This window comes from Ruegeria sp. BG6 (assembly GCF_056538465.1).
Genome location: NZ_JBQFTB010000001.1, coordinates 488,262 through 506,250 on the forward strand (window position 1 = coordinate 488,262; position 17,989 = coordinate 506,250).

Genomic DNA, 17,989 nt, shown 5'->3' on the forward strand with positions numbered 1-17,989 from the left:
TTTGAATGTAGAACTTGTTACCTATTTCATATAGGGCTTCCTTAGGATAACGAAAGTTGCGGCGATGGACTGGGACAAGCTTAGGATATTTCACGCGGTTGCAGACGCGGGCAGCCTGACGCACGCCGGAGACAAGCTTAACCTGTCCCAATCGGCCGTCAGCCGCCAAATCCGCGCGCTGGAAGAATCACTCGATGCCACCTTGTTTCATCGCCATGCCCGAGGGCTGATTCTGACCGAACAGGGCGAATTGCTGTTCGATGCGACCTCGGCCATGTCCAAACGTCTGGACGCTGCCGCCGCGCGCATCCGCGATAGTGAAGAAGAAGTGTTTGGGGTTCTTCGAGTAACAACCACTTTCGGTTTCGGAACCCTTTGGCTGGCCCCTAGGCTGCCGAAATTATATGAACAATATCCCGACCTGAACATCGACCTGATGTTGGAAGAACGGGTTCTGGACCTTCCCATGCGCGAGGCCGATGTTGCCATCCGTATGAAAGAACCCAGCCAGGCGGATCTTGTACGAAAACGCCTTATGACCGTCCAAATGCAGCTTTATGCAACCAAGGAATACCTGGACACACATCCCTCACCTGCAACGATTGAGGAAATCTCCAATCACCGGCTAATTTGCCAGACCCCCGCCGCGCCGCAGGTCGGCGCCAGCGCAGCAATGGTCAGGCATTTAATGACGCACAACCCCAGCTCCCTGCTGACGGTCAACAACTACTTCGGGGTTTTACAAGGTGTACTGCATAACCTTGGCATCGGTGTTTTGCCCGACTATGTCACGCAGAACTTTCCGCATCTGATTTCTATTCTGGCAGATATCGAAAGCGCCGAAGTTCCGGTCTATCTCGCATACCCCGAGGAATTGCGTCACTCGAAACGTGTCGCTGCCTTCCGGGATTTCGTTCAGGATGAGATCATCGAACAGCGGAAACAGTTGAAGAGGCAGGGAAAACTGTAGCTATGCACATTTGGCATAGCGGACATGAGCAGCAAACAGCCTAATAAATCTTGAACGAACGAAAACCGCACACTAAATGAGCACTCGAAGGCGGTGATGCTGAAACGCTCATCATCTTCATACCTCCCTGTTGGACTACGGCCGAGCTTATTGCTCGGCCTTTTTTTTGGCCCGAAAGCCAAGCCCTCTGAAAACAAGCCAATTTTTCTGGGAATCGTTCCACACTCCCTCTATGCTACCGGAAAATAGAAATTTTCTACTTTCGAGGGAAATCTCATGTTCAATCTGCTTCGCCTAATGCTGGCGATGATCGTATCCGTGTTTATTGTGGGTACGGCGCTGGCTCAGGAGTCTGACACAGGCTCATCCTCTACGGTGGCGGCCCCGGTCGTTCCCGATGACCTGAGCCCCGAGCAGGTGGACGATTTGGTTGCGCGCATGTCTGACGATCAGGTGCGCGCCCTTTTGTTAGAGCGGTTGGATGCCGTAGCCGAGAAGAGGGCCAAGGAGGCAGAAGGACAGGAAGACCCGCTGACCGAAATCAACGAAATATGGGCGGCGATGGTTGCCTCATGGACTAATGTTCTGACGACACTTCCAAACATTTTCAGCGCGCAGGTTAAAGCATTTAGCAACTTTTCCGAAACTCTCGGATCGACCGGTGTGCTTACTTTGATCGGGCTGGTCGCAAGCGTTCTGGTTGTGGGATTCATAGCTGAAAAGTTGTTCGATCTGTTAACCAGAAGATGGCACAAACACACCGAAGTCGGGGATGAGGCCGACCTTTGGGGTGCCGTGAGCTTTTTGTTCCGCCGGTTTTGCCGCGAGATCGCCGGGTTGATTGTTTTCTATATCGTCATCCGGACTCTGGGCCGGATCCTTTTGACACCCGAGCAGCTCAAATTTGCGGGCCCTTTCGTATTCTATCTTATCTGGATCCCGCGATTGGGCGCGGCGGCGTCGCGGTTCATTATGGCACCAAACAACCCAAAATTCAGACTGGTCAACATTGACGATCACTGGGCAAAATACCTGCATCGGAATCTGATTGGTTTGCTGATCCTGATTGGGGTTACGCTGTTCGTTGTCCGCTTCAATGGTTTGAACGGTATCACTCCCGGCGATACCCGCATCGGTTTCTGGCTAAATAGCGCTATTCATATCTACATTGGCGTGATCGCCTGGACCGCGCGCGAGGGCCTGTCGCAGATGATGCTGGGCACCGATCCGGATCACACAAAATTCGATGAAGAAGTCGCGCAGTATTATCCGTACTTCGCAATCGGCGTTTCGGCGGTGACCTGGCTGCTGGTCGAGTATCTTGCCGCACAGCGCGACCCGGCAATCCTGGCGCTGTTGGTCAAAGGCCCGCATTTCACGACTATGTTCTGGTTGCTGATTGCACCCGCCCTCGACACTCTGATCCGTGGATTGGTGCGCCATCTGCAACCGCCGATGTCCGGCGAAGGCCCGCTTGCCGAACGCGCTTATCGGTCGACCAAGCGCAGCTATATCCGCATCGGCCGTGTTCTGGCAGGCCTGTTTGTCGTGATGATGATTGCGCAGGCATGGCAGTTGGATTTGCGGCATGTCGCTTCCGCTGGCATCGGCGCCGAAGTTGGTGGGGCCGTGATCGAGTTTCTGCTGATTATTGCCGTCGGTTATATCATGAACGAGGTCGTCTCGCTTTGGATCAACCGTCGTCTGGCCAAAGAACAGACAGCCGCCGAAGCTTTGGACGAAGAAGCCGGTGGCGAAGGCGGCGGTGCGGGCGGCTCGCGTCTGGCGACCGTTCTGCCATTGCTGCGCATCACCGCGCAGGTGACGATTGCCGTCATCTTCGGCCTGCTGGCGCTCGGGGCACTGGGCGTCAACATCACGCCGCTCCTCGCCGGTGCCGGTGTTCTCGGCCTGGCCATCGGCTTTGGTGCGCAGAAGCTGGTTGCCGACATTGTTGGCGGCATCTTCTTCCTGATCGATGACGCCTTCCGCGTTGGTGAATACGTGGATGTGGGCGGCACTATGGGAACCGTCGAAAAGATCTCGATCCGTTCGATGCAATTGCGCCACCATCGCGGGCCGGTTCACACGATCCCTTATGGTGAAATTCAGAAGCTGACGAATTTCAGCCGTGACTGGGTCATCATGAAACTGAAGTTCACGGTGCCATTCGACACTGACCCCAACAAGGTCAAGAAGATCTTCAAGAAGATCGGGGCCGATATGATGGCGGACGAAACTCACAAGGAAGGTTTCTTGCAGCCCTTCAAATCTCAGGGTGTGTTCGACTTTGACGATGTCGGGATGATCATCCGAGGCAAGTTCATGGCCAAACCGGGCAAGCAGTTCACGCTGCGCAAGGAAATCTTCAACCGGGTCAAGGCTGCCTTCAACGAAAACGGAATCGACTTTGCCCGCCGCGAAGTCCGTGTTGCGATCCCCGGCCTGGAAGAGGCGGAAACCCTGACCGAAGAGCAAAAGGCCGCAGTTGGCGCCGCCGCTGCTGACTCGTTGAACAAGCAGCAAGGTGGTGCTTGATAAGCTCCGCGCGCGGTAGCTGCCCTAGCTGTCGGGTTTTGGACCAAATTCTTGAAGAACCGGCGCACCGCGCCGGTTCTTTTTTGCCCGGGTAATTGCTCTCCTCCTAGCTTTCGGCCCGGTTCTTGCGCCCTGCGCGGTCTTGACCCTTCCCACGGGCGCGCCCATGGCCTAAAAGGCGCGCAATCTCGGCCATCTCGGACACAGGACAAACCATGCAAGAGCCCGCCATCACCCCGGATCTGATTGCAGCACACGGGTTGAAACCCGAAGAATACGACATGATCCTGGAGATCATCGGGCGCGAGCCGACATTTACCGAGCTTGGCATCTTTTCGGCCATGTGGAACGAACACTGTTCCTACAAGTCCTCGAAGAAATGGCTGCGCACGCTGCCCACCTCGGGGCCTCAGGTCATTTGCGGCCCTGGCGAGAATGCGGGCGTGGTGGATATCGGCGACGGTCAGGCCGTCGTCTTCAAAATGGAAAGCCACAACCACCCCTCGTATATCGAGCCCTACCAAGGGGCGGCGACCGGCGTGGGTGGCATTCTGCGCGACGTATTCACCATGGGTGCGCGTCCCATTGCGTCGATGAACGCACTGTCCTTTGGCGAGCCGGGCCACCACAAGACACGCCAACTGGTGAACGGCGTGGTTGAAGGGATCGGCGGCTACGGCAACTGTTTCGGTGTGCCCTGTGTGGGCGGCGAAGTCCGTTTTCACCCTGCCTATAACGGCAACTGCCTTGTGAACGCGTTCGCCGCCGGCCTCGCTGACAGCGACAAGATCTTCTATTCTGCCGCATCGGGCGTCGGTATGCCTGTCGTTTATCTGGGAGCCAAAACCGGCCGCGATGGCGTTGGCGGTGCGACAATGGCCTCGGCTGAATTCGATGACACCATCGAAGAAAAACGCCCCACCGTGCAGGTTGGTGACCCCTTCACCGAAAAGCGTCTGATGGAAGCAACGCTGGAATTGATGCAGACCGGCGCGGTGATTTCGATCCAGGACATGGGCGCGGCCGGTCTGACCTGTTCGGCTGTTGAAATGGGCGACAAGGGCGGCCTTGGTGTGCGTCTGGATCTGGAAAACGTGCCTCAGCGCGAAGAAGACATGACCGCGTATGAAATGATGCTGTCGGAATCCCAAGAACGGATGCTGATGGTCCTCAAGCCGGAACTTGAGGCCGAAGCTCGTGCAGTATTCGAAAAATGGGATCTGGATTTCGCAATCGTTGGTGAAACGATTGCCGAAGACCGCTTCCTGATTATGCACAATGGCGAAGTCAAAGCTGACCTTGTCCTATCGAAACTGTCCTCGACCGCACCGGAATATGACCGCCCGTGGGAGCCGACGCCCGAGGCCGAGGAACTGGCCGACGTGCCACAGATCGATCCGATCGACGGATTGAAGGCCCTGCTGTCCTCTGCCAACTACGCGGGCAAGCAATGGGTTTATGAACAGTACGACACCATGGTGATGGCGGATTCCACCCGCACACCGGGATTGGGCGCTGGCATGGTTCGCGTTCATGGCACTGACAAGGTATTGGCCTTCACCTCGGACGTTACCCCGCGCTATGTGCGCGCCAACCCGGTTGAAGGCGGCAAGCAGGCCGTGGCCGAAGCCTATCGCAACCTGACAGCCGTCGGGGCCAAGCCGCTGGCCACGACCGACAACCTGAATTTCGGCAACCCGGAAAAGCCCGAGATCATGGGCCAGTTTGTCGGCGCCATTCAGGGCATCGGCGAAGCCGTTGGCGCGCTGGATATGCCGATCGTGTCCGGCAACGTGTCGCTTTACAACGAAACAGATGGTCAGGCGATCCTGCCGACCCCGACCATAGGCGCGGTGGGTCTGCTGCTGCATTCTGACGAGATCATCGGCAACGAAGTCCGCGAGGGGCATGTAGCGCTGGTCATCGGCGAAACCAAAGGTCATCTGGGTCAGTCCGCCCTGCTGGCCGAGGTGTTCAACCGCGAGGACGGTGATGCGCCCCATGTCGATCTGGCGGCCGAGGCCCGCAACGGAGATTTCATCCGCACCAACCGCAACATGATCAAGGCGTGTACCGATCTGGCCGACGGCGGCCTTTCTCTGGCCGCTTTCGAGCTGGCCGAAGCGTCTGGTGTCGGCGTTCAGTTGGACGAGGCATCGACCGAGTTCCTGTTCGGTGAAGATCAGGCCCGTTATCTGGTCGCCTGCAACTTCGATCAGGCCGAGGCGCTGATGATCGCCGCCGGTCAGGCCGGTGTCCCTCTGGTCTCGGTTGGCAGGTTCACGGGCGATGCTGTCAGGATCGGAAGTTCGGAAGCGCCGCTGTCGGAACTGGCGGAAATCTTCCGTGGCAGCTTTGCCGCTGCGGTGGCCTGACGCCCACCCTGCATACATCCCAAACTCAGAAATCCTGCGCGCGCGACCGGGCGCGGGATTTGTAAACGTGGTCGCCCCGAGGCACCTTGCACGCCCCTGCGCATCGCTCTACATCTTGGGAAAGACCTTCAGGAGTAACCTTTATGCCGATGAGCGCCCACGAAATCGAACACCTGCTGCGCGAAGCCTTTCCGGATGCGAAGATTCAGGTTGGCGGGCATGATGGTGTTCATATGTCTGCCATGGTCGTTGACGAAAGCTTTCGCGGAAAGAACAGAGTGCAGCAACAGCGCGCAGTCTACGCCGCGTTGAAAGGCAAAATGGACGGCCCGGATGGCGAGCTACACGCGCTGGCTTTGACTACAAAAATTCCGGAATGATCAGACCCGGCGTCATCACTCGCAAGGCCCAGTGGAGACCGGATTATGAGTGATTTGATGCTTGGAGTTTGCATAGTAGTTGGATTGATTGTTGCCGCAGCGCTGATTGAAGCCTATTTGAAGCGCAACAAGAAACGCTCGCTGGCCGATATGCGTCCTGATCCGGACGAAATCAGCCAGGTGGGCGGAATAGAGAGATACGGGCTGGATCCGTTGTCTTTGGCGCAGGCCGAGCATCGGCGGCTCGAAGCGGAAGGATGGGGTCCGGAGGCCCCACAAAACGAAACAACCGCCCCGGATGCGGGTGAAGAGGACAAGCAAGATGAGCGACGTTAAGACCCAGATCGACGATACCGTCAAAGCCAATGATGTGGTGCTGTACATGAAGGGCACCAAGGAAATGCCGCAATGTGGTTTCTCGTCCCGCGTGGCCGGTGTTCTGAACTATATGGGTGTTGACTACACCGACGTGAACGTTCTGGCCGACGAAGAAGTGCGTCAGGGCATCAAGGACTATTCCGACTGGCCGACCGTGCCGCAGCTTTTCGTAAAAGGCGAGTTCGTGGGCGGCTGTGACATCGTTACAGAAATGACCCTGTCGGGTGAACTGGACACGCTGTTTGACGAAAACGGCGTCGGCTACAACAAGGAAGCAGCCGACAAAATCCGCGAAGCAAACGCCTGATCGGCGCTTACCGGCTGCTACATTCCTGATAGATGACCTGCTCACTGGCGGCGCTTCCTGCCGCCAGATAGCTGATCGAAGCGTTCCAGCCCTTGGAACGCAGAATATACGTTCCCTCTGTGCCCAGAGACTCGTAGCGAATCCCAGATCCGCTTTCGACTTGGCGCATGGCGACCAGAGTGTTGTCGACCATGACCGCCGCTGCACCTGATCCATCGGTCGAATTAAAGTAGCTCACATGCAGCGGCACTTCGTTTTCGCAGGTGAAAGTCACTGATAATATGTCGATCTCGGCCAAAGCGGCCGATCCTGACATCAGCAGTCCAAAGCATGCCAGATTGCGCAGCATTCTCATCCCGCGGACTTCTCTTCCAGCATTGACGCCAGCGCTTCGGCCCGCGCAGCCAGTTCTCCCAAGGTGTCGGTCACCGATGGCGGCACGACTGCCACTTCAACACGCTCGGGTTCCGGCGGTGGTGCATTTCGCAGCGTCTCTAGCTCCGCTTGGAACTCGGCGAGCTTTGCCTCAAGGGATTTGACCTTTTCTTCGGTTCCGGCGGTTTTGTCCGCCAGCATCAGGCCAGCCATCAGCAGCATTCGTGATTCCGGCATGCGCCCGATCTGGTCCGACAAAACCTGAGCCTCGTCGTCCAGCATTTGGGCCGCTGCCTGCAGAAATTGCTCTTCACCCTCCTGGCACGAGACGTCAAAACCACGACCACCGATATGAATGGTTACTTCGGGCATCACTCCACCTCACCTTCTGCCAGCTTTGCCTGTGACAACAAAGGTTCCAGCCGTGCCAGAACCGCATGCGCCTCGGCTGCATCCGTCGCCTGAGCGGCACGCGTTGCTTCCAACTCGGCAACTGTGGCGCGGTTCAGCATCTCGGCGTCCGGCAGACCGTCCTGCACGGCGGCGCGCAACTCATCAACCGAACGCCGCAACTGTTCGTTGGCTTTGCGCATGCGCTGCAGGTCGTCATCCAACCGCGACATGGCAGCCCCGTGGCTCGACCGTTCCGCCCTCAGCATTTCCAGTTCGGCGTTAAGCTCTTCAAGACGCTCGGTGTCGGCGATCTCTGACAGCAGCCGGGCATTTTCGTCCTCAAGCTCCTGCAGCTTTCCACTCAATGCGCTTAACCGAGTGTTTTCGGCCTTCAGCGCCTCCAGTTCCTCACGGTTGTCCAGCGCAGCCTTGGCGTCGGCAAGCTCTGCGCGCGCGGCCTCAACCGAGGCCAGTCTGTCATTGGCATCGGCAAGTTGTTGGCGCAGTGCCGTTTTCTCGGCGTCATCAACAGGAACGTTTCGCAAAGCCTCCATATCGGCGCGCATCGCGTCGACTTCCTGTTCGTGACGTTCTTTCAGAGATTTCAGCCGCTCTTCCAACTGCGCATTCGCCACACGCTCGTCCTCAAGCGCGACGCGCAGTTCGTCATCTGCGCCTTCTTTGGCTGGTGCTGTGTCCTGAATGGCCGCTACACCCGCGCCAATCCGCTCCATCGCGGCGGTCAGGCGACGCTGTAGTTCTTCGATCTGGCTCATGCCCCTGTCACCTCATTATCAAGGTTCGTTATCTCTCGGGTTTGTCCGAATCAATGCAAACCACTTCTGTGCCTAGTCTAACGGATTGTTCCGGAAAATACCCACTGTTTGCTTTCAACGACTTGGACCGTCTTCTTGAAGCAGCCACTTCAAGGAATTCCCGGTTCCACTTGAACTTTGGGGGCTGAGTGTTATTGAGCGCGCAACCTGCCCGTAACCCAAAGGAACAACGCCCGTGGACCTGACTGCGCTGCGCAATGCCAACCCCGAACACTGGGACAAAGCTGCGGCCATCCGCACCCTGACCCTCGACGCCGTCGCCGCCGCCAATTCCGGCCATTCCGGCATGCCGATGGGCATGGCCGATGTTGCGACCGTACTGTTCGAAAAGCACCTGAAGTTTGATGCGTCAGCCCCGAACTGGCCCGACCGCGACCGGTTCATTCTGTCGGCGGGTCACGGCTCGATGCTGGTTTATTCGCTGCTGTATCTCACCGGCCATGCGGATGTGACGCTGGATGAGATCAAGAACTTCCGCCAGTTGGGCGCAAAAACGGCGGGCCACCCGGAAAACTTCCTGATCGAAGGTGTTGAGACAACCACCGGCCCGCTGGGTCAGGGCATCTCGAACGCCGTCGGCTTTGCCATGGCCGAGGAAATTCAGCGCGCGCATTACGGCAAGAAGGTCGTCGACCACTACACCTACGTGATAGCGGGCGACGGCTGCCTGATGGAAGGCGTCAGCCAGGAAGCCATCACTCTGGCCGGCCGTCATGAGCTGAGTAAGCTGATCGTCTTCTGGGACAACAACAACATCACCATCGACGGCACGGTCGATATGGCCGACCGCACCGACCAGGTGCGCCGTTTCACGGCTTCGGGCTGGCAGGTGATCGAAATCGATGGCCATGACCCCAAAGCTATCGACGCCGCCATCGTACAGGCGAAGAAATCCAACAAACCGACCATGATCGCCTGTGAAAGCCATATCGCACTGGGTCATGCGGCGCAGGATACGTCCAAGGGGCACGGCGCACTGACCGATCAGGATCAGCTGAAGGCGGCAAAAGACGGCTACGGCTGGCCTCATGGCGCATTCGAAATCCCGGCCAACGTAAAGTCTGCCTGGGAAGTTATCGGCGCCCGTGGCGCGACCGAGCGCGCCGCGTGGCAAGAGCGTTTTGCGCAACTGTCCGAACGCAAGCAGGCCGAGTTCAACCGCGCCTACGCGTTTGAAGCACCCAAAAAACTGGCCGGTGCTATCCGCTCGTTCAAGAAACAGATGTCGGAAGACCAGCCGAAACTGGCAACTCGGGCCTCGTCCGAGAAGGTTTTGAATGTCGTGAACCCGATCATGACCGAGACCGTGGGCGGTTCGGCAGACCTGACCGGTTCGAACAACACCAAATCCGCCGATATGGGCGTGTTCCTGCCGGAAAACCGCAAGGGCCGTTACATTCACTACGGCATTCGCGAACATGGTATGGCCGCTGCGATGAATGGCATGGCGCTGCACGGCGGCATCCGCCCTTATGGCGGCACATTCATGGCCTTCACCGACTATGCCCGCCCGTCCATGCGCCTGGCCGCGCTGATGAAGGTGCCTTCGGTCTTCGTCATGACCCACGACTCGATCGGTCTGGGTGAAGACGGCCCGACCCACCAGCCGGTCGAGCATCTGGCGATCTCGCGCGCGACACCGAACACCTACGTGTTCCGCCCCGCGGATACAGTCGAGACAGCCGAAGCCTGGGAACTGGCGCTGACATTCAAAGAAAGCCCCTCGGTCCTGTCCCTGACCCGTCAGGGCGTGCCCACCGTACGCAAGGACCACAAGGCCAGAAACCTGACCGCACAAGGCGCATATGTTCTGGCCGACGCGGAAGCCAAGCGTCAGGCTATCCTGATCGCCACCGGTTCGGAAGTCTCGCTGGCGATGGAAGCCAAAGCCATGCTCGAGGCCGAAGGCATCGGCACCCGTGTCGTTTCCATGCCCTGCATGGAACTGTTCGCCGAACAGGACGAAGCCTATCGCAAACGCGTTCTGCCCGCAGGTGCCGTCCGTATTGGTATCGAGGCCGCCGTCCGCGCCGGTGGCTGGGATCGCTGGCTGCTGGGCGAGCGTGGCCGCGAGGCCAAGGCCGGTTTCATCGGCATGTCGAGCTTCGGCGCTTCGGCCCCGGCTGGTGAGCTTTACAAGCATTTCGGTATTACTGCCGAGGCTACTGTTGCCAAGGTCAAGGAACTTCTGGGCCTTTAAGCGCAACCAGAACAAACAAGCAAAGGGCGGCTCGAGCCGCCCTTTTCCATTTGGTTTCAGTGAGATCCGGACTTTCCAAAGATCGGCATTATCACTTTGGTTGCAAGCGGGATTAGGATCAGACCCCAGACCAAACCGAACACACCGTCCATAGTGGCCTTGGATATCCATTCCACCGCGCCAGCCCACTGATCGGACACGGAATGACCGATGGCATAGGCCCAATCATGGATGTGGTGGCCCAGCCAGCCAAACCCAAGAACCTCCATCCCGTGGATCACAATTGAACCTCCGACCCACAGCATCGCGGCAGTTCCCACAATCGACAAGGTTTTCATCACGGCAGGCATGGCCCGCACGAGTCCCCTGCCCAGCCCCCGGCCAATAGGTGTCGGGGCGTTATTCGCCAGATAAAGTCCCACATCGTCCATCTTCACGATTAACGCGACCGAGCCGTAGACCGCTACCGTCACCCCGATCCCGACAACGGCCAGTGTTGCGGCCTGCATCCACAAATTCGGGGCCTCGATCGCCGCCAGCGCAATGGTCATGATTTCAGCAGACAGGATAAAATCGGTTTTGATGGCACCCCTGACCTTTTGTTCCTCAAGATGGCCCGGATCGCGCACGCTCATATCCTGTTCAATCGCGTGGCTTCCGTGCGGGAACAGAACATGAAAGATCTTTTCGGCCCCTTCGAAACACAAGTATGACCCGCCAAGCATCAAAAGTGGTGTGATCAGCCAGGGTGCGAAATTGGCCAGCAGCAAAGCCACCGGCAGCAACAGAATGATCTTGTTGAAGATCGAGCCGCGCGCGATACGCCAGATGATCGGCAACTCCCGTGCTGGCGCAAAGCCCTGCACGTATTTGGGAGTAACAGCCGCGTCATCAATGATGACCCCTGCGGTCTTTGCCCCGGCCTTGCCGGCGGCAGCCACCACATCGTCCACCGAAGCTGCTGCTACCTTGGCAATCCCTGCCACATCGTCCAACAGGGCCAACAGACCACTCATCGCGCTTCCTTTCCTGTCACCTGCCGCAATCGAGACCCTACCCGATCTCACGGCTAGCGCAAGCGTTAGCGCAATCGCGTGAGGTTTGCGCTAACACCTTAAAAATATGCCATTTTTGCCCTTTTGAGAATTCGCTTTCACCGTTATATGGCCCCCAAAGCAAGCGCATTTGGAGACGTCATATGACCATCAAGGTCGGTATCAATGGTTTTGGCCGCATTGGCCGCTGTACCCTGTCACATATCGCGGCATCCGGCCGTAACGACATCGAGGTGATCAAGGTCAACGCCACCGGACCGCTGGAAACCTCGGCACACCTGCTGAAATATGACAGCATTCACGGACGTTTCCCGCGTGACGTTTCCATCAACGGCAACACCATGGATCTGGGTCGCGGCCCGATGCAGATGTTCTCGACCTACGACATGACCGAACTGGACTGGGAAGGCTGTGACGTCGTTCTGGAATGCACCGGCAAGTTCAATGACGGTCTGAAGGCAAAGACCCACCTGGACCGTGGCGCACAGAAAGTTCTGTTGTCCGCCCCGGGCAAAAACGTCGACAAGACAATCGTCTTTGGCGTGAACCACAACGGTCTGACCGCTGCGGATAAAATGGTTTCCAACGGCTCCTGCACCACCAACTGCCTTGCTCCGCTTGCCAAGGTATTGGACGAAGGCATCGGCATCGAACACGGCATCATGACCACGATCCACGCCTATACCGGTGACCAGCCGACCCTGGACCGCCGCCACAGCGACCTGTACCGCGCCCGCGCAGCCGCCATGTCGATGATCCCGACCAGCACCGGTGCCGCCAAGGCGCTGGGTGAGGTTCTGCCCAACCTGAAAGGCCGTCTGGACGGGTCGGCCATCCGTGTTCCAACACCGAACGTTTCCGCCGTGGACCTTAGCTTCCGTGCGTCGCGCGATGTTACGGTCGAAGAGGTTAACGCGATCGTTCAGGAAGCTGCGCAAGGCCCGATGCAGCGCGTTCTGGGCTACGAACCCGCGCCGCTGGTCTCGACCGATTTCAACCACACCGAAGAAAGCTCGATCTTCGCGCCGGACCAAACCCGCGTGGTCGACGGACGTATGGTCCGCGTTCTGGCATGGTACGACAATGAATGGGGCTTCTCTGTCCGCATGGCCGATGTCGCCGTTGCAATGGGTCGTCTTAACTAAACCAGCCGACTATTGTTGAACATCTTGGCCCGCTCAGGTTATCTGGGCGGGCTTTTTCCTGCGGTGCGCAAATGACCAATCAAATCGCCATCTGGCTCGGCCTGTTCATCCTCGGCGGTTTCTTCCTCGACTTTGCATTGTTCGGAACCGAACATTTGTTGTTCCTTGCCAAAAAGCTCTACAGCTTTCTCGACTGGCTCGCTTTCTGGCGCTGACAGAGGTTTTACTTGACATTTCCTGCTATCTGGCTTTGTTAGCGCTAACCTTATTCAGGCCCACAATCGACGGAGCAGAAAATGACACTAAAGCTGGCAATCAACGGATTTGGGCGGATCGGACGTGGTGTGTTGCGCGCGGTCATGGAAACAGGCCGTACAGACGTCGAGATCGTGGCAATCAACGATCTGGCAAAACCGGAAATAAACGCCCATCTTTTCGAATTCGACAGCGTCCATGGGCGTTACACACGGCCTGTTCGGTTGACAGATGCCGGATTGGATGTCGGATCCGGACCGATCAGACTTTCCAGTGAACGCGACCCCGAAAACCTGAACTGGTCCGATGTGGACGTGGTTCTTGAATGCACCGGTGTTTTTCGCACGCGCGAAGCCGCATCGCGTCACTTCGAAAACGGCTCAAAGAAGGTCCTGATTTCGGCCCCTGCGCGCGGTGATGGCGCGGTCAAGACAATCGTATTTGGGGTGAACGACAAAGACCTGACGGCTGCTGACACTGTTGTATCAAACGCGTCGTGCACAACGAACTGCCTGGCCCCCGTTGCCGCGGCACTGGATGCCGGGCTGGGCATTGTGCATGGCAACATGACGACGGTGCATGCATATACGGCCAGTCAGCCGGTCCACGATACCGCAGGCAAGGACCCTTACCTGTCACGAGCCGCCGCGTTGTCGATGATTCCCACTACGACGGGCGCAGCATCTGCTGTCGGACTCGTGCTGCCCCAACTGGCCGGCAAACTGACGGGCCAGGCCATTCGCGTTCCCACACCGAATGTGTCGGTCGTTGACCTGGTCGCCGAGGTGTCGCGACCAACCACGGAGGCCGAAGTAAATGCGCTGTTTACGGATGCTGCTTCCAGGATCCCGGGTGTTCTGGTTGCCGAGACTCGTCCGCTGATTTCAGTGGATTTCAACCACGATGCCCACAGCTCGACCGTGTCCCTGCCGGAAACAAAAGTAACTGACGGAACCCTTGTCAGGGTGCTGGCGTGGTATGACAATGAATGGGGCTTTTCGAACCGGATGCTGGATACGGCCGCCGCGATGGGTGCCCTAGCCTAACCTTTTGCGCAAGGCGTCGTTGACGAGGGGCGTAACGAATTTCGATACGTCCCCGTCCAGCCGGGCAATCTCTTTCACAAGTTTCGAGGCAATGGCCTGGTGTCTCGCCTCGGCCATCAGGAAAACGGTTTCAACCGTATCATCCAGCGCCCGGTTCATTCCGACCATCTGGAATTCATATTCAAAATCCGCCACAGCCCGCAATCCGCGCACAATGATCTGGGCGCCAACATCGCGCGCGCAGTCGATCAGCAGATTTTCGAATGGATGGGCGACGATCTCGGTTCCGGTCTGATCGCTCAGATGGGCACATTCGGCCTCGATCATGGCTACGCGTTCCTCCAGCGAGAACAACGGACCCTTGTCGCGGTTGATTGCAACGCCGATGACCAGTTTATCCACCAGGGCCGAGGCGCGGCGGATAATGTCGATATGTCCCAGGGTGATTGGGTCAAAGGTTCCCGGATATAATCCAACCCTCATCGAGACCTCCTGCGCAATAAAATTTCTGCGCAAGCAAACACAACTCTGCCGCAGGTGCAAGAGGGCCCGTTACATGCAAGGGGCATCAATGCCCCATGATCATGCCTTCCAGCGCGTCTTTCTCCATCGCCAGTTCGGATAGCTGCGCTTTGACAACGTCGCCCAAAGTGACGATACCGACCAGCTTGCCATCTTCTATCACCGGCATGTGTCGAAAGCGCCCTTCGGTCATGCGTGACATGATGTCCTGCACGGAATCCTGCCGCGATGCGGTCACAAGCTCGCGGGTCATGTACGTGCTGACCGGCTGGGTCAGGCAACCGCTGCCGCTTGCCGCCAGCTCGCGTACAATGTCGCGCTCCGACAAGATACCGGCCGCTGTTTCTCCGCCATCATCGGACACAACCACCGTACCGATCCGTTTATCCGCCAGAATCTGGGCCGCCTCGGACACGGTAGCCGAAGGTTGAACGGTCACTACCCCGCTGGTCGCCTTGGATTTGAGAATGGCCTGTACAAGCATTTGCAAAAAACCTCCGGACTAACGTACTGTTTTTTCAAAGCCTTGCCCGAATGTTTGCACCTGTCAAGGTGCAGCTTGAGCCTCAAGCCGCGCGACCTCTTCGCGGATGCCCTGCGTCAACGCGTCGGCAAAGCGATTCAGTCGCTCATTGCGCTGATCTCCGAGGTGCCGGACCAGATGGAAACTGCGTGTCAGACTAACCTGATCCGTCAATATTTTCCGCAGGTTCGGATGGAACGGAAGCGTGAAATCATGCGCGACGCAGATGCCGCTGCCAAGCGTGACTTGGCGCAGTTGAACTGAGACGGAATTCGATGCAAGCGCGACACGGTCAACGCCAAGATCGACGAGATAATCCAGTTCACGATCAAAGATCATATCAGGAATGTAACCAATCATCCGGTGCCCTCGCAGGTCGTCCACAGAATGAATGGCGTCATGCTGTGCCAGGTATTCCTGCGTGGCAACCAGATGCAGTCGGTAATCACTGATCTTCTGGACAAGCAATTTCCCTGCCGTCGGGGCGCTGACGGTAACTGCCATGTCAGCCTCGCGCCGGGACAGATTGATGACCCGCGGCAGGGCCAGAATCTGTATGTCCAGATCCGGGTTTGCATCACAGATCTTTGCGCAGACCTGGGGCAGCAGGTAATTGGCGCTGCCATCGGGTGCACCGATCCGTATCTGACCGCTCAGCGTTTTGGAGGATCCCGTAACTGTTCCGGCTGCTGCCCGCATCGCCTCTTCGGCCTGCAAACCATGCTCGACCAACCGTTCGCCGGCAGTGGTTAGAATGTATCCCTGCTGAGATTTTGAGAATAGCGGTGTTTCCAGCGCGGTTTCCAGCCGGGCGATTCTACGCCCAACGGTTGCAGCGTCGATCTTCAACAGGCGGCCGGCGGCAGACAGGCTTTGTTCACGGGCCACCGCCAGAAACACCCGCATATCATCCCAGTTCCGGTTCATCCCAGGCCTTTGCATTTTTGCAAGACTTCTTTGAGACATTGCCTCTGTTCAAGTGATTTATGCAAGCCTATTGTGCGCGCAACTTACTTCGGAGGAATTCGCTATGACTGAACTGACCCATTTCATTAACGGCGAAAACGTGGCCGGATCGTCCGGCCGCTTTGACGACGTCTTCAACCCTGCAACGGGCGAAGTGCAGTACAAATGCCCGATGGCGAGTGCTGCCGAAACAACTGCGGCCATCGAAAGCGCCGCAGCCGCTCAAGTTGCATGGGGTGCAACCAACCCGCAAAAACGCGCCCGCGTCATGATGGCCATGGTCGGCCTGATGAACCGCGACATGGACAAACTGGCCGAGGCGCTGAGCCGCGAGCACGGCAAAACCCTCCCCGATGCCAAGGGCGACCTGCAGCGCGGTCTGGAAGTCGTCGAGTACTGCATCGGCGCGCCTCAGATGCTGAAAGGTGAATTCACCGATAGCGCAGGCCCAGGCATCGACATGTACTCGATGCGCCAGCCGCTGGGCGTTGTCGGCTCGATCATGCCGTTCAACTTCCCCGCGATGATGCCTCTGTGGCACGTTGGTCCGGCGCTGGCCTGCGGCAACGCCGTGGTTCTGAAACCGTCCGAGCGTGACCCCTCCGTTCCGCTGATGCTGGCCGAACTGTTCATTGAGGCCGGTCTGCCCAAGGGCGTGTTCCAGGTGGTGAACGGTGACAAAGAGGCCGTAGATACCATCCTCGACAGCGAGATCATTCAGGGCGTCAGCTTCGTTGGCTCTACCCCGATCGCGCAGTACATCTACTCTCGCGCAACCGCGAACGGCAAACGTGCGCAGTGCTTTGGCGGCGCAAAAAACCATATGATCGTTATGCCCGACGCGGATCTGGATCAGGCTGCCGACGCTCTGGTCGGTGCCGGGTTTGGCGCTGCCGGCGAACGCTGCATGGCCATTTCGGTTGCTGTTCCCGTTGGCGAGGAAACCGCCGATGCGCTGATCGAAAAACTGATCCCGCGCGTCGAAAAGCTGAAGGTCGGTCCCTACACCGCCGGCGATGATGTCGACATGGGTCCGGTTGTTACCGGCGCCGCGAAAGAGCGTATTCTCTGCCTGATCAATTCCGGCGTGGAGCAAGGCGCGAAACTTGTCGTCGACAACCGCGACTTCAGCCTGCAGGGCTATGAGGACGGCTTCTTTGTCGGCCCACACCTGTTCGACCACGTGACGCCAGAGATGGACATCTACAAGCAGGAAATCTTTGGCCCGGTCCTGTCAACTGTGCGTGCAGGTTCCTATGAAGAAGCGCTGAAACTGGCGATGGATCACGAGTACGGCAACGGCACCGCGATCTTCACCCGCGACGGTGACACCGCGCGTGACTTTGCCAGCCGTGTAAACATTGGCATGGTCGGCATCAACGTACCGATCCCGGTTCCGCTGGCCTACCACACTTTTGGCGGCTGGAAGAAATCCATGTTCGGCGACCTGAACCAGCACGGTCCGGACAGCTTCAAGTTCTACACCCGGACCAAAACCGTAACGTCGCGCTGGCCGTCCGGAATCAAGGAAGGTGGGGAGTTCAACTTCAAAGCGATGGACTGATCTGCACATCGGACCTGAAAAACGATATGCTCGGCCTGCCACAGGCCGGGCTTTTTTCGGCGAAGCGTCGCCAACGGGGACCATTTCACGAAAAATTCAGACGCAAAGCTCTGGAAAACCGAACCGGCGGACAATATTTTAGGAGAAAATTATTTCCCGAG

At 57.8% G+C, this 17,989-nt stretch carries 18 protein-coding genes; 11 read left to right on the forward strand and 7 right to left on the reverse strand.

Going from position 1 to position 17,989, the window contains the following annotated elements:
- The first annotated feature begins 64 nt into the window (after positions 1-64).
- From ACR0JW_RS02470 to grxD, 6 genes are all read left to right on the forward strand, one after another.
- Positions 65-970 carry a LysR family transcriptional regulator gene (locus tag ACR0JW_RS02470; RefSeq protein ID WP_170676957.1) on the forward strand — a complete coding sequence of 302 codons (906 nt, stop codon included), beginning with the start codon at positions 65-67 and terminating at the stop codon, positions 968-970.
- A gap of 276 nt (positions 971-1,246) precedes the next feature.
- Positions 1,247-3,508, forward strand: coding sequence for a mechanosensitive ion channel family protein (locus ACR0JW_RS02475; protein WP_170619005.1), 2,262 nt, complete (start codon positions 1,247-1,249; stop codon positions 3,506-3,508).
- 215 nt (positions 3,509-3,723) lie between these two features.
- Positions 3,724-5,883: a phosphoribosylformylglycinamidine synthase subunit PurL gene (gene purL, locus ACR0JW_RS02480; RefSeq protein ID WP_170676955.1), complete on the forward strand. Its 2,160-nt coding sequence runs from the start codon at positions 3,724-3,726 to the stop codon at positions 5,881-5,883.
- Positions 5,884-6,026: 143 nt separating this feature from the next.
- Positions 6,027-6,263, forward strand: coding sequence for a BolA/IbaG family iron-sulfur metabolism protein (locus tag ACR0JW_RS02485; protein WP_170676953.1), 237 nt, complete (start codon positions 6,027-6,029; stop codon positions 6,261-6,263).
- A 45-nt stretch (positions 6,264-6,308) separates the two neighbouring features.
- Entirely contained in the window at positions 6,309-6,599 is a 291-nt protein-coding gene (locus tag ACR0JW_RS02490; RefSeq protein ID WP_170676951.1) for a hypothetical protein, read from the forward strand.
- A complete protein-coding gene (gene grxD, locus ACR0JW_RS02495; protein ID WP_170676949.1) occupies positions 6,586-6,948 on the forward strand; it encodes a Grx4 family monothiol glutaredoxin in 363 nt (120 codons plus the stop codon). The genes ACR0JW_RS02490 and grxD overlap by 14 nt, the downstream gene beginning before the upstream one ends.
- A gap of 7 nt (positions 6,949-6,955) precedes the next feature.
- Here grxD and ACR0JW_RS02500 read toward each other — a convergent pair whose 3' ends face one another.
- From ACR0JW_RS02500 to ACR0JW_RS02510, 3 genes are read right to left on the reverse strand one after another with little or no spacing between them, the layout of a single operon-like run.
- A complete protein-coding gene (locus tag ACR0JW_RS02500; protein ID WP_480489791.1) occupies positions 6,956-7,297 on the reverse strand; it encodes an MliC family protein in 342 nt (113 codons plus the stop codon).
- Positions 7,298-7,299: 2 nt separating this feature from the next.
- On the reverse strand, positions 7,300-7,695 hold the full coding sequence (locus ACR0JW_RS02505) for a cell division protein ZapA (protein ID WP_170616863.1): 396 nt from the start codon (positions 7,693-7,695) through the stop codon (positions 7,300-7,302).
- On the reverse strand, positions 7,695-8,492 hold the full coding sequence (locus ACR0JW_RS02510; protein ID WP_170676945.1) for a coiled-coil domain-containing protein: 798 nt from the start codon (positions 8,490-8,492) through the stop codon (positions 7,695-7,697). Before ACR0JW_RS02510 ends, ACR0JW_RS02505 begins: the two co-directional genes overlap by 1 nt.
- A gap of 235 nt (positions 8,493-8,727) precedes the next feature.
- Between ACR0JW_RS02510 and tkt the strand changes: the two genes are divergently transcribed.
- Complete coding sequence (gene tkt, locus ACR0JW_RS02515; protein WP_480713554.1) at positions 8,728-10,752, forward strand: transketolase; 2,025 nt, start codon at positions 8,728-8,730, stop codon at positions 10,750-10,752.
- Between the two features lie 56 nt (positions 10,753-10,808).
- On the opposite strand, the gene ACR0JW_RS02520 is transcribed toward tkt, so the two are convergent.
- A complete protein-coding gene (locus ACR0JW_RS02520) occupies positions 10,809-11,768 on the reverse strand; it encodes a DUF808 domain-containing protein (protein ID WP_170676941.1) in 960 nt (319 codons plus the stop codon).
- 182 nt (positions 11,769-11,950) lie between these two features.
- Here ACR0JW_RS02520 and gap (ACR0JW_RS02525) point away from each other — a divergent pair, with 182 nt between their 5' ends.
- From gap (ACR0JW_RS02525) to gap (ACR0JW_RS02535), 3 genes are all read left to right on the forward strand, one after another.
- Positions 11,951-12,952: a type I glyceraldehyde-3-phosphate dehydrogenase gene (gene gap / locus ACR0JW_RS02525; RefSeq protein ID WP_170676940.1), complete on the forward strand. Its 1,002-nt coding sequence runs from the start codon at positions 11,951-11,953 to the stop codon at positions 12,950-12,952.
- 71 nt (positions 12,953-13,023) lie between these two features.
- Positions 13,024-13,167 (forward strand): hypothetical protein, encoded by a 144-nt coding sequence (locus ACR0JW_RS02530; protein WP_170616853.1) that lies wholly within the window; start codon positions 13,024-13,026, stop codon positions 13,165-13,167.
- Positions 13,168-13,248: 81 nt separating this feature from the next.
- Positions 13,249-14,253, forward strand: a complete 1,005-nt coding sequence (gap, locus tag ACR0JW_RS02535; RefSeq protein WP_170676939.1) for a type I glyceraldehyde-3-phosphate dehydrogenase — start codon at positions 13,249-13,251, stop codon at positions 14,251-14,253.
- Here the strand turns inward: gap (ACR0JW_RS02535) and coaD are convergent.
- The 3 genes from coaD to ACR0JW_RS02550 all read right to left on the reverse strand — a co-directional run bounded on the left by coaD (position 14,245) and on the right by ACR0JW_RS02550 (position 16,225).
- Positions 14,245-14,736: a pantetheine-phosphate adenylyltransferase gene (coaD, locus tag ACR0JW_RS02540; RefSeq protein ID WP_170616849.1), complete on the reverse strand. Its 492-nt coding sequence runs from the start codon at positions 14,734-14,736 to the stop codon at positions 14,245-14,247. The genes gap (ACR0JW_RS02535) and coaD overlap by 9 nt on opposite strands.
- Before the next feature lie 85 nt (positions 14,737-14,821).
- Complete coding sequence (locus ACR0JW_RS02545) at positions 14,822-15,259, reverse strand: CBS domain-containing protein (protein WP_170619007.1); 438 nt, start codon at positions 15,257-15,259, stop codon at positions 14,822-14,824.
- A gap of 63 nt (positions 15,260-15,322) precedes the next feature.
- Positions 15,323-16,225: a LysR family transcriptional regulator gene (locus ACR0JW_RS02550; protein WP_170616845.1), complete on the reverse strand. Its 903-nt coding sequence runs from the start codon at positions 16,223-16,225 to the stop codon at positions 15,323-15,325.
- A 103-nt stretch (positions 16,226-16,328) separates the two neighbouring features.
- Here ACR0JW_RS02550 and ACR0JW_RS02555 point away from each other — a divergent pair, with 103 nt between their 5' ends.
- Entirely contained in the window at positions 16,329-17,828 is a 1,500-nt protein-coding gene (locus ACR0JW_RS02555; protein ID WP_170676935.1) for a CoA-acylating methylmalonate-semialdehyde dehydrogenase, read from the forward strand.
- Positions 17,829-17,989 lie beyond the last annotated feature (161 nt).

Coding starts and splice junctions, on each gene's coding strand:
- ACR0JW_RS02470 (WP_170676957.1), top strand. CDS start 65: ATGGACTGGGACAAGCTTAGGATATTTCACGCGGTTGCAGACGCGGGC.
- ACR0JW_RS02475 (WP_170619005.1), top strand. CDS start 1,247: ATGTTCAATCTGCTTCGCCTAATGCTGGCGATGATCGTATCCGTGTTT.
- purL (WP_170676955.1), top strand. CDS start 3,724: ATGCAAGAGCCCGCCATCACCCCGGATCTGATTGCAGCACACGGGTTG.
- ACR0JW_RS02485 (WP_170676953.1), top strand. CDS start 6,027: ATGCCGATGAGCGCCCACGAAATCGAACACCTGCTGCGCGAAGCCTTT.
- ACR0JW_RS02490 (WP_170676951.1), top strand. CDS start 6,309: ATGAGTGATTTGATGCTTGGAGTTTGCATAGTAGTTGGATTGATTGTT.
- grxD (WP_170676949.1), top strand. CDS start 6,586: ATGAGCGACGTTAAGACCCAGATCGACGATACCGTCAAAGCCAATGAT.
- ACR0JW_RS02500 (WP_480489791.1), bottom strand. CDS start 7,297: ATGCTGCGCAATCTGGCATGCTTTGGACTGCTGATGTCAGGATCGGCC.
- ACR0JW_RS02505 (WP_170616863.1), bottom strand. CDS start 7,695: ATGCCCGAAGTAACCATTCATATCGGTGGTCGTGGTTTTGACGTCTCG.
- ACR0JW_RS02510 (WP_170676945.1), bottom strand. CDS start 8,492: ATGAGCCAGATCGAAGAACTACAGCGTCGCCTGACCGCCGCGATGGAG.
- ACR0JW_RS02520 (WP_170676941.1), bottom strand. CDS start 11,768: ATGAGTGGTCTGTTGGCCCTGTTGGACGATGTGGCAGGGATTGCCAAG.
- gap (WP_170676940.1), top strand. CDS start 11,951: ATGACCATCAAGGTCGGTATCAATGGTTTTGGCCGCATTGGCCGCTGT.
- ACR0JW_RS02530 (WP_170616853.1), top strand. CDS start 13,024: ATGACCAATCAAATCGCCATCTGGCTCGGCCTGTTCATCCTCGGCGGT.
- gap (WP_170676939.1), top strand. CDS start 13,249: ATGACACTAAAGCTGGCAATCAACGGATTTGGGCGGATCGGACGTGGT.
- coaD (WP_170616849.1), bottom strand. CDS start 14,736: ATGAGGGTTGGATTATATCCGGGAACCTTTGACCCAATCACCCTGGGA.
- ACR0JW_RS02545 (WP_170619007.1), bottom strand. CDS start 15,259: ATGCTTGTACAGGCCATTCTCAAATCCAAGGCGACCAGCGGGGTAGTG.
- ACR0JW_RS02550 (WP_170616845.1), bottom strand. CDS start 16,225: ATGAACCGGAACTGGGATGATATGCGGGTGTTTCTGGCGGTGGCCCGT.
- ACR0JW_RS02555 (WP_170676935.1), top strand. CDS start 16,329: ATGACTGAACTGACCCATTTCATTAACGGCGAAAACGTGGCCGGATCG.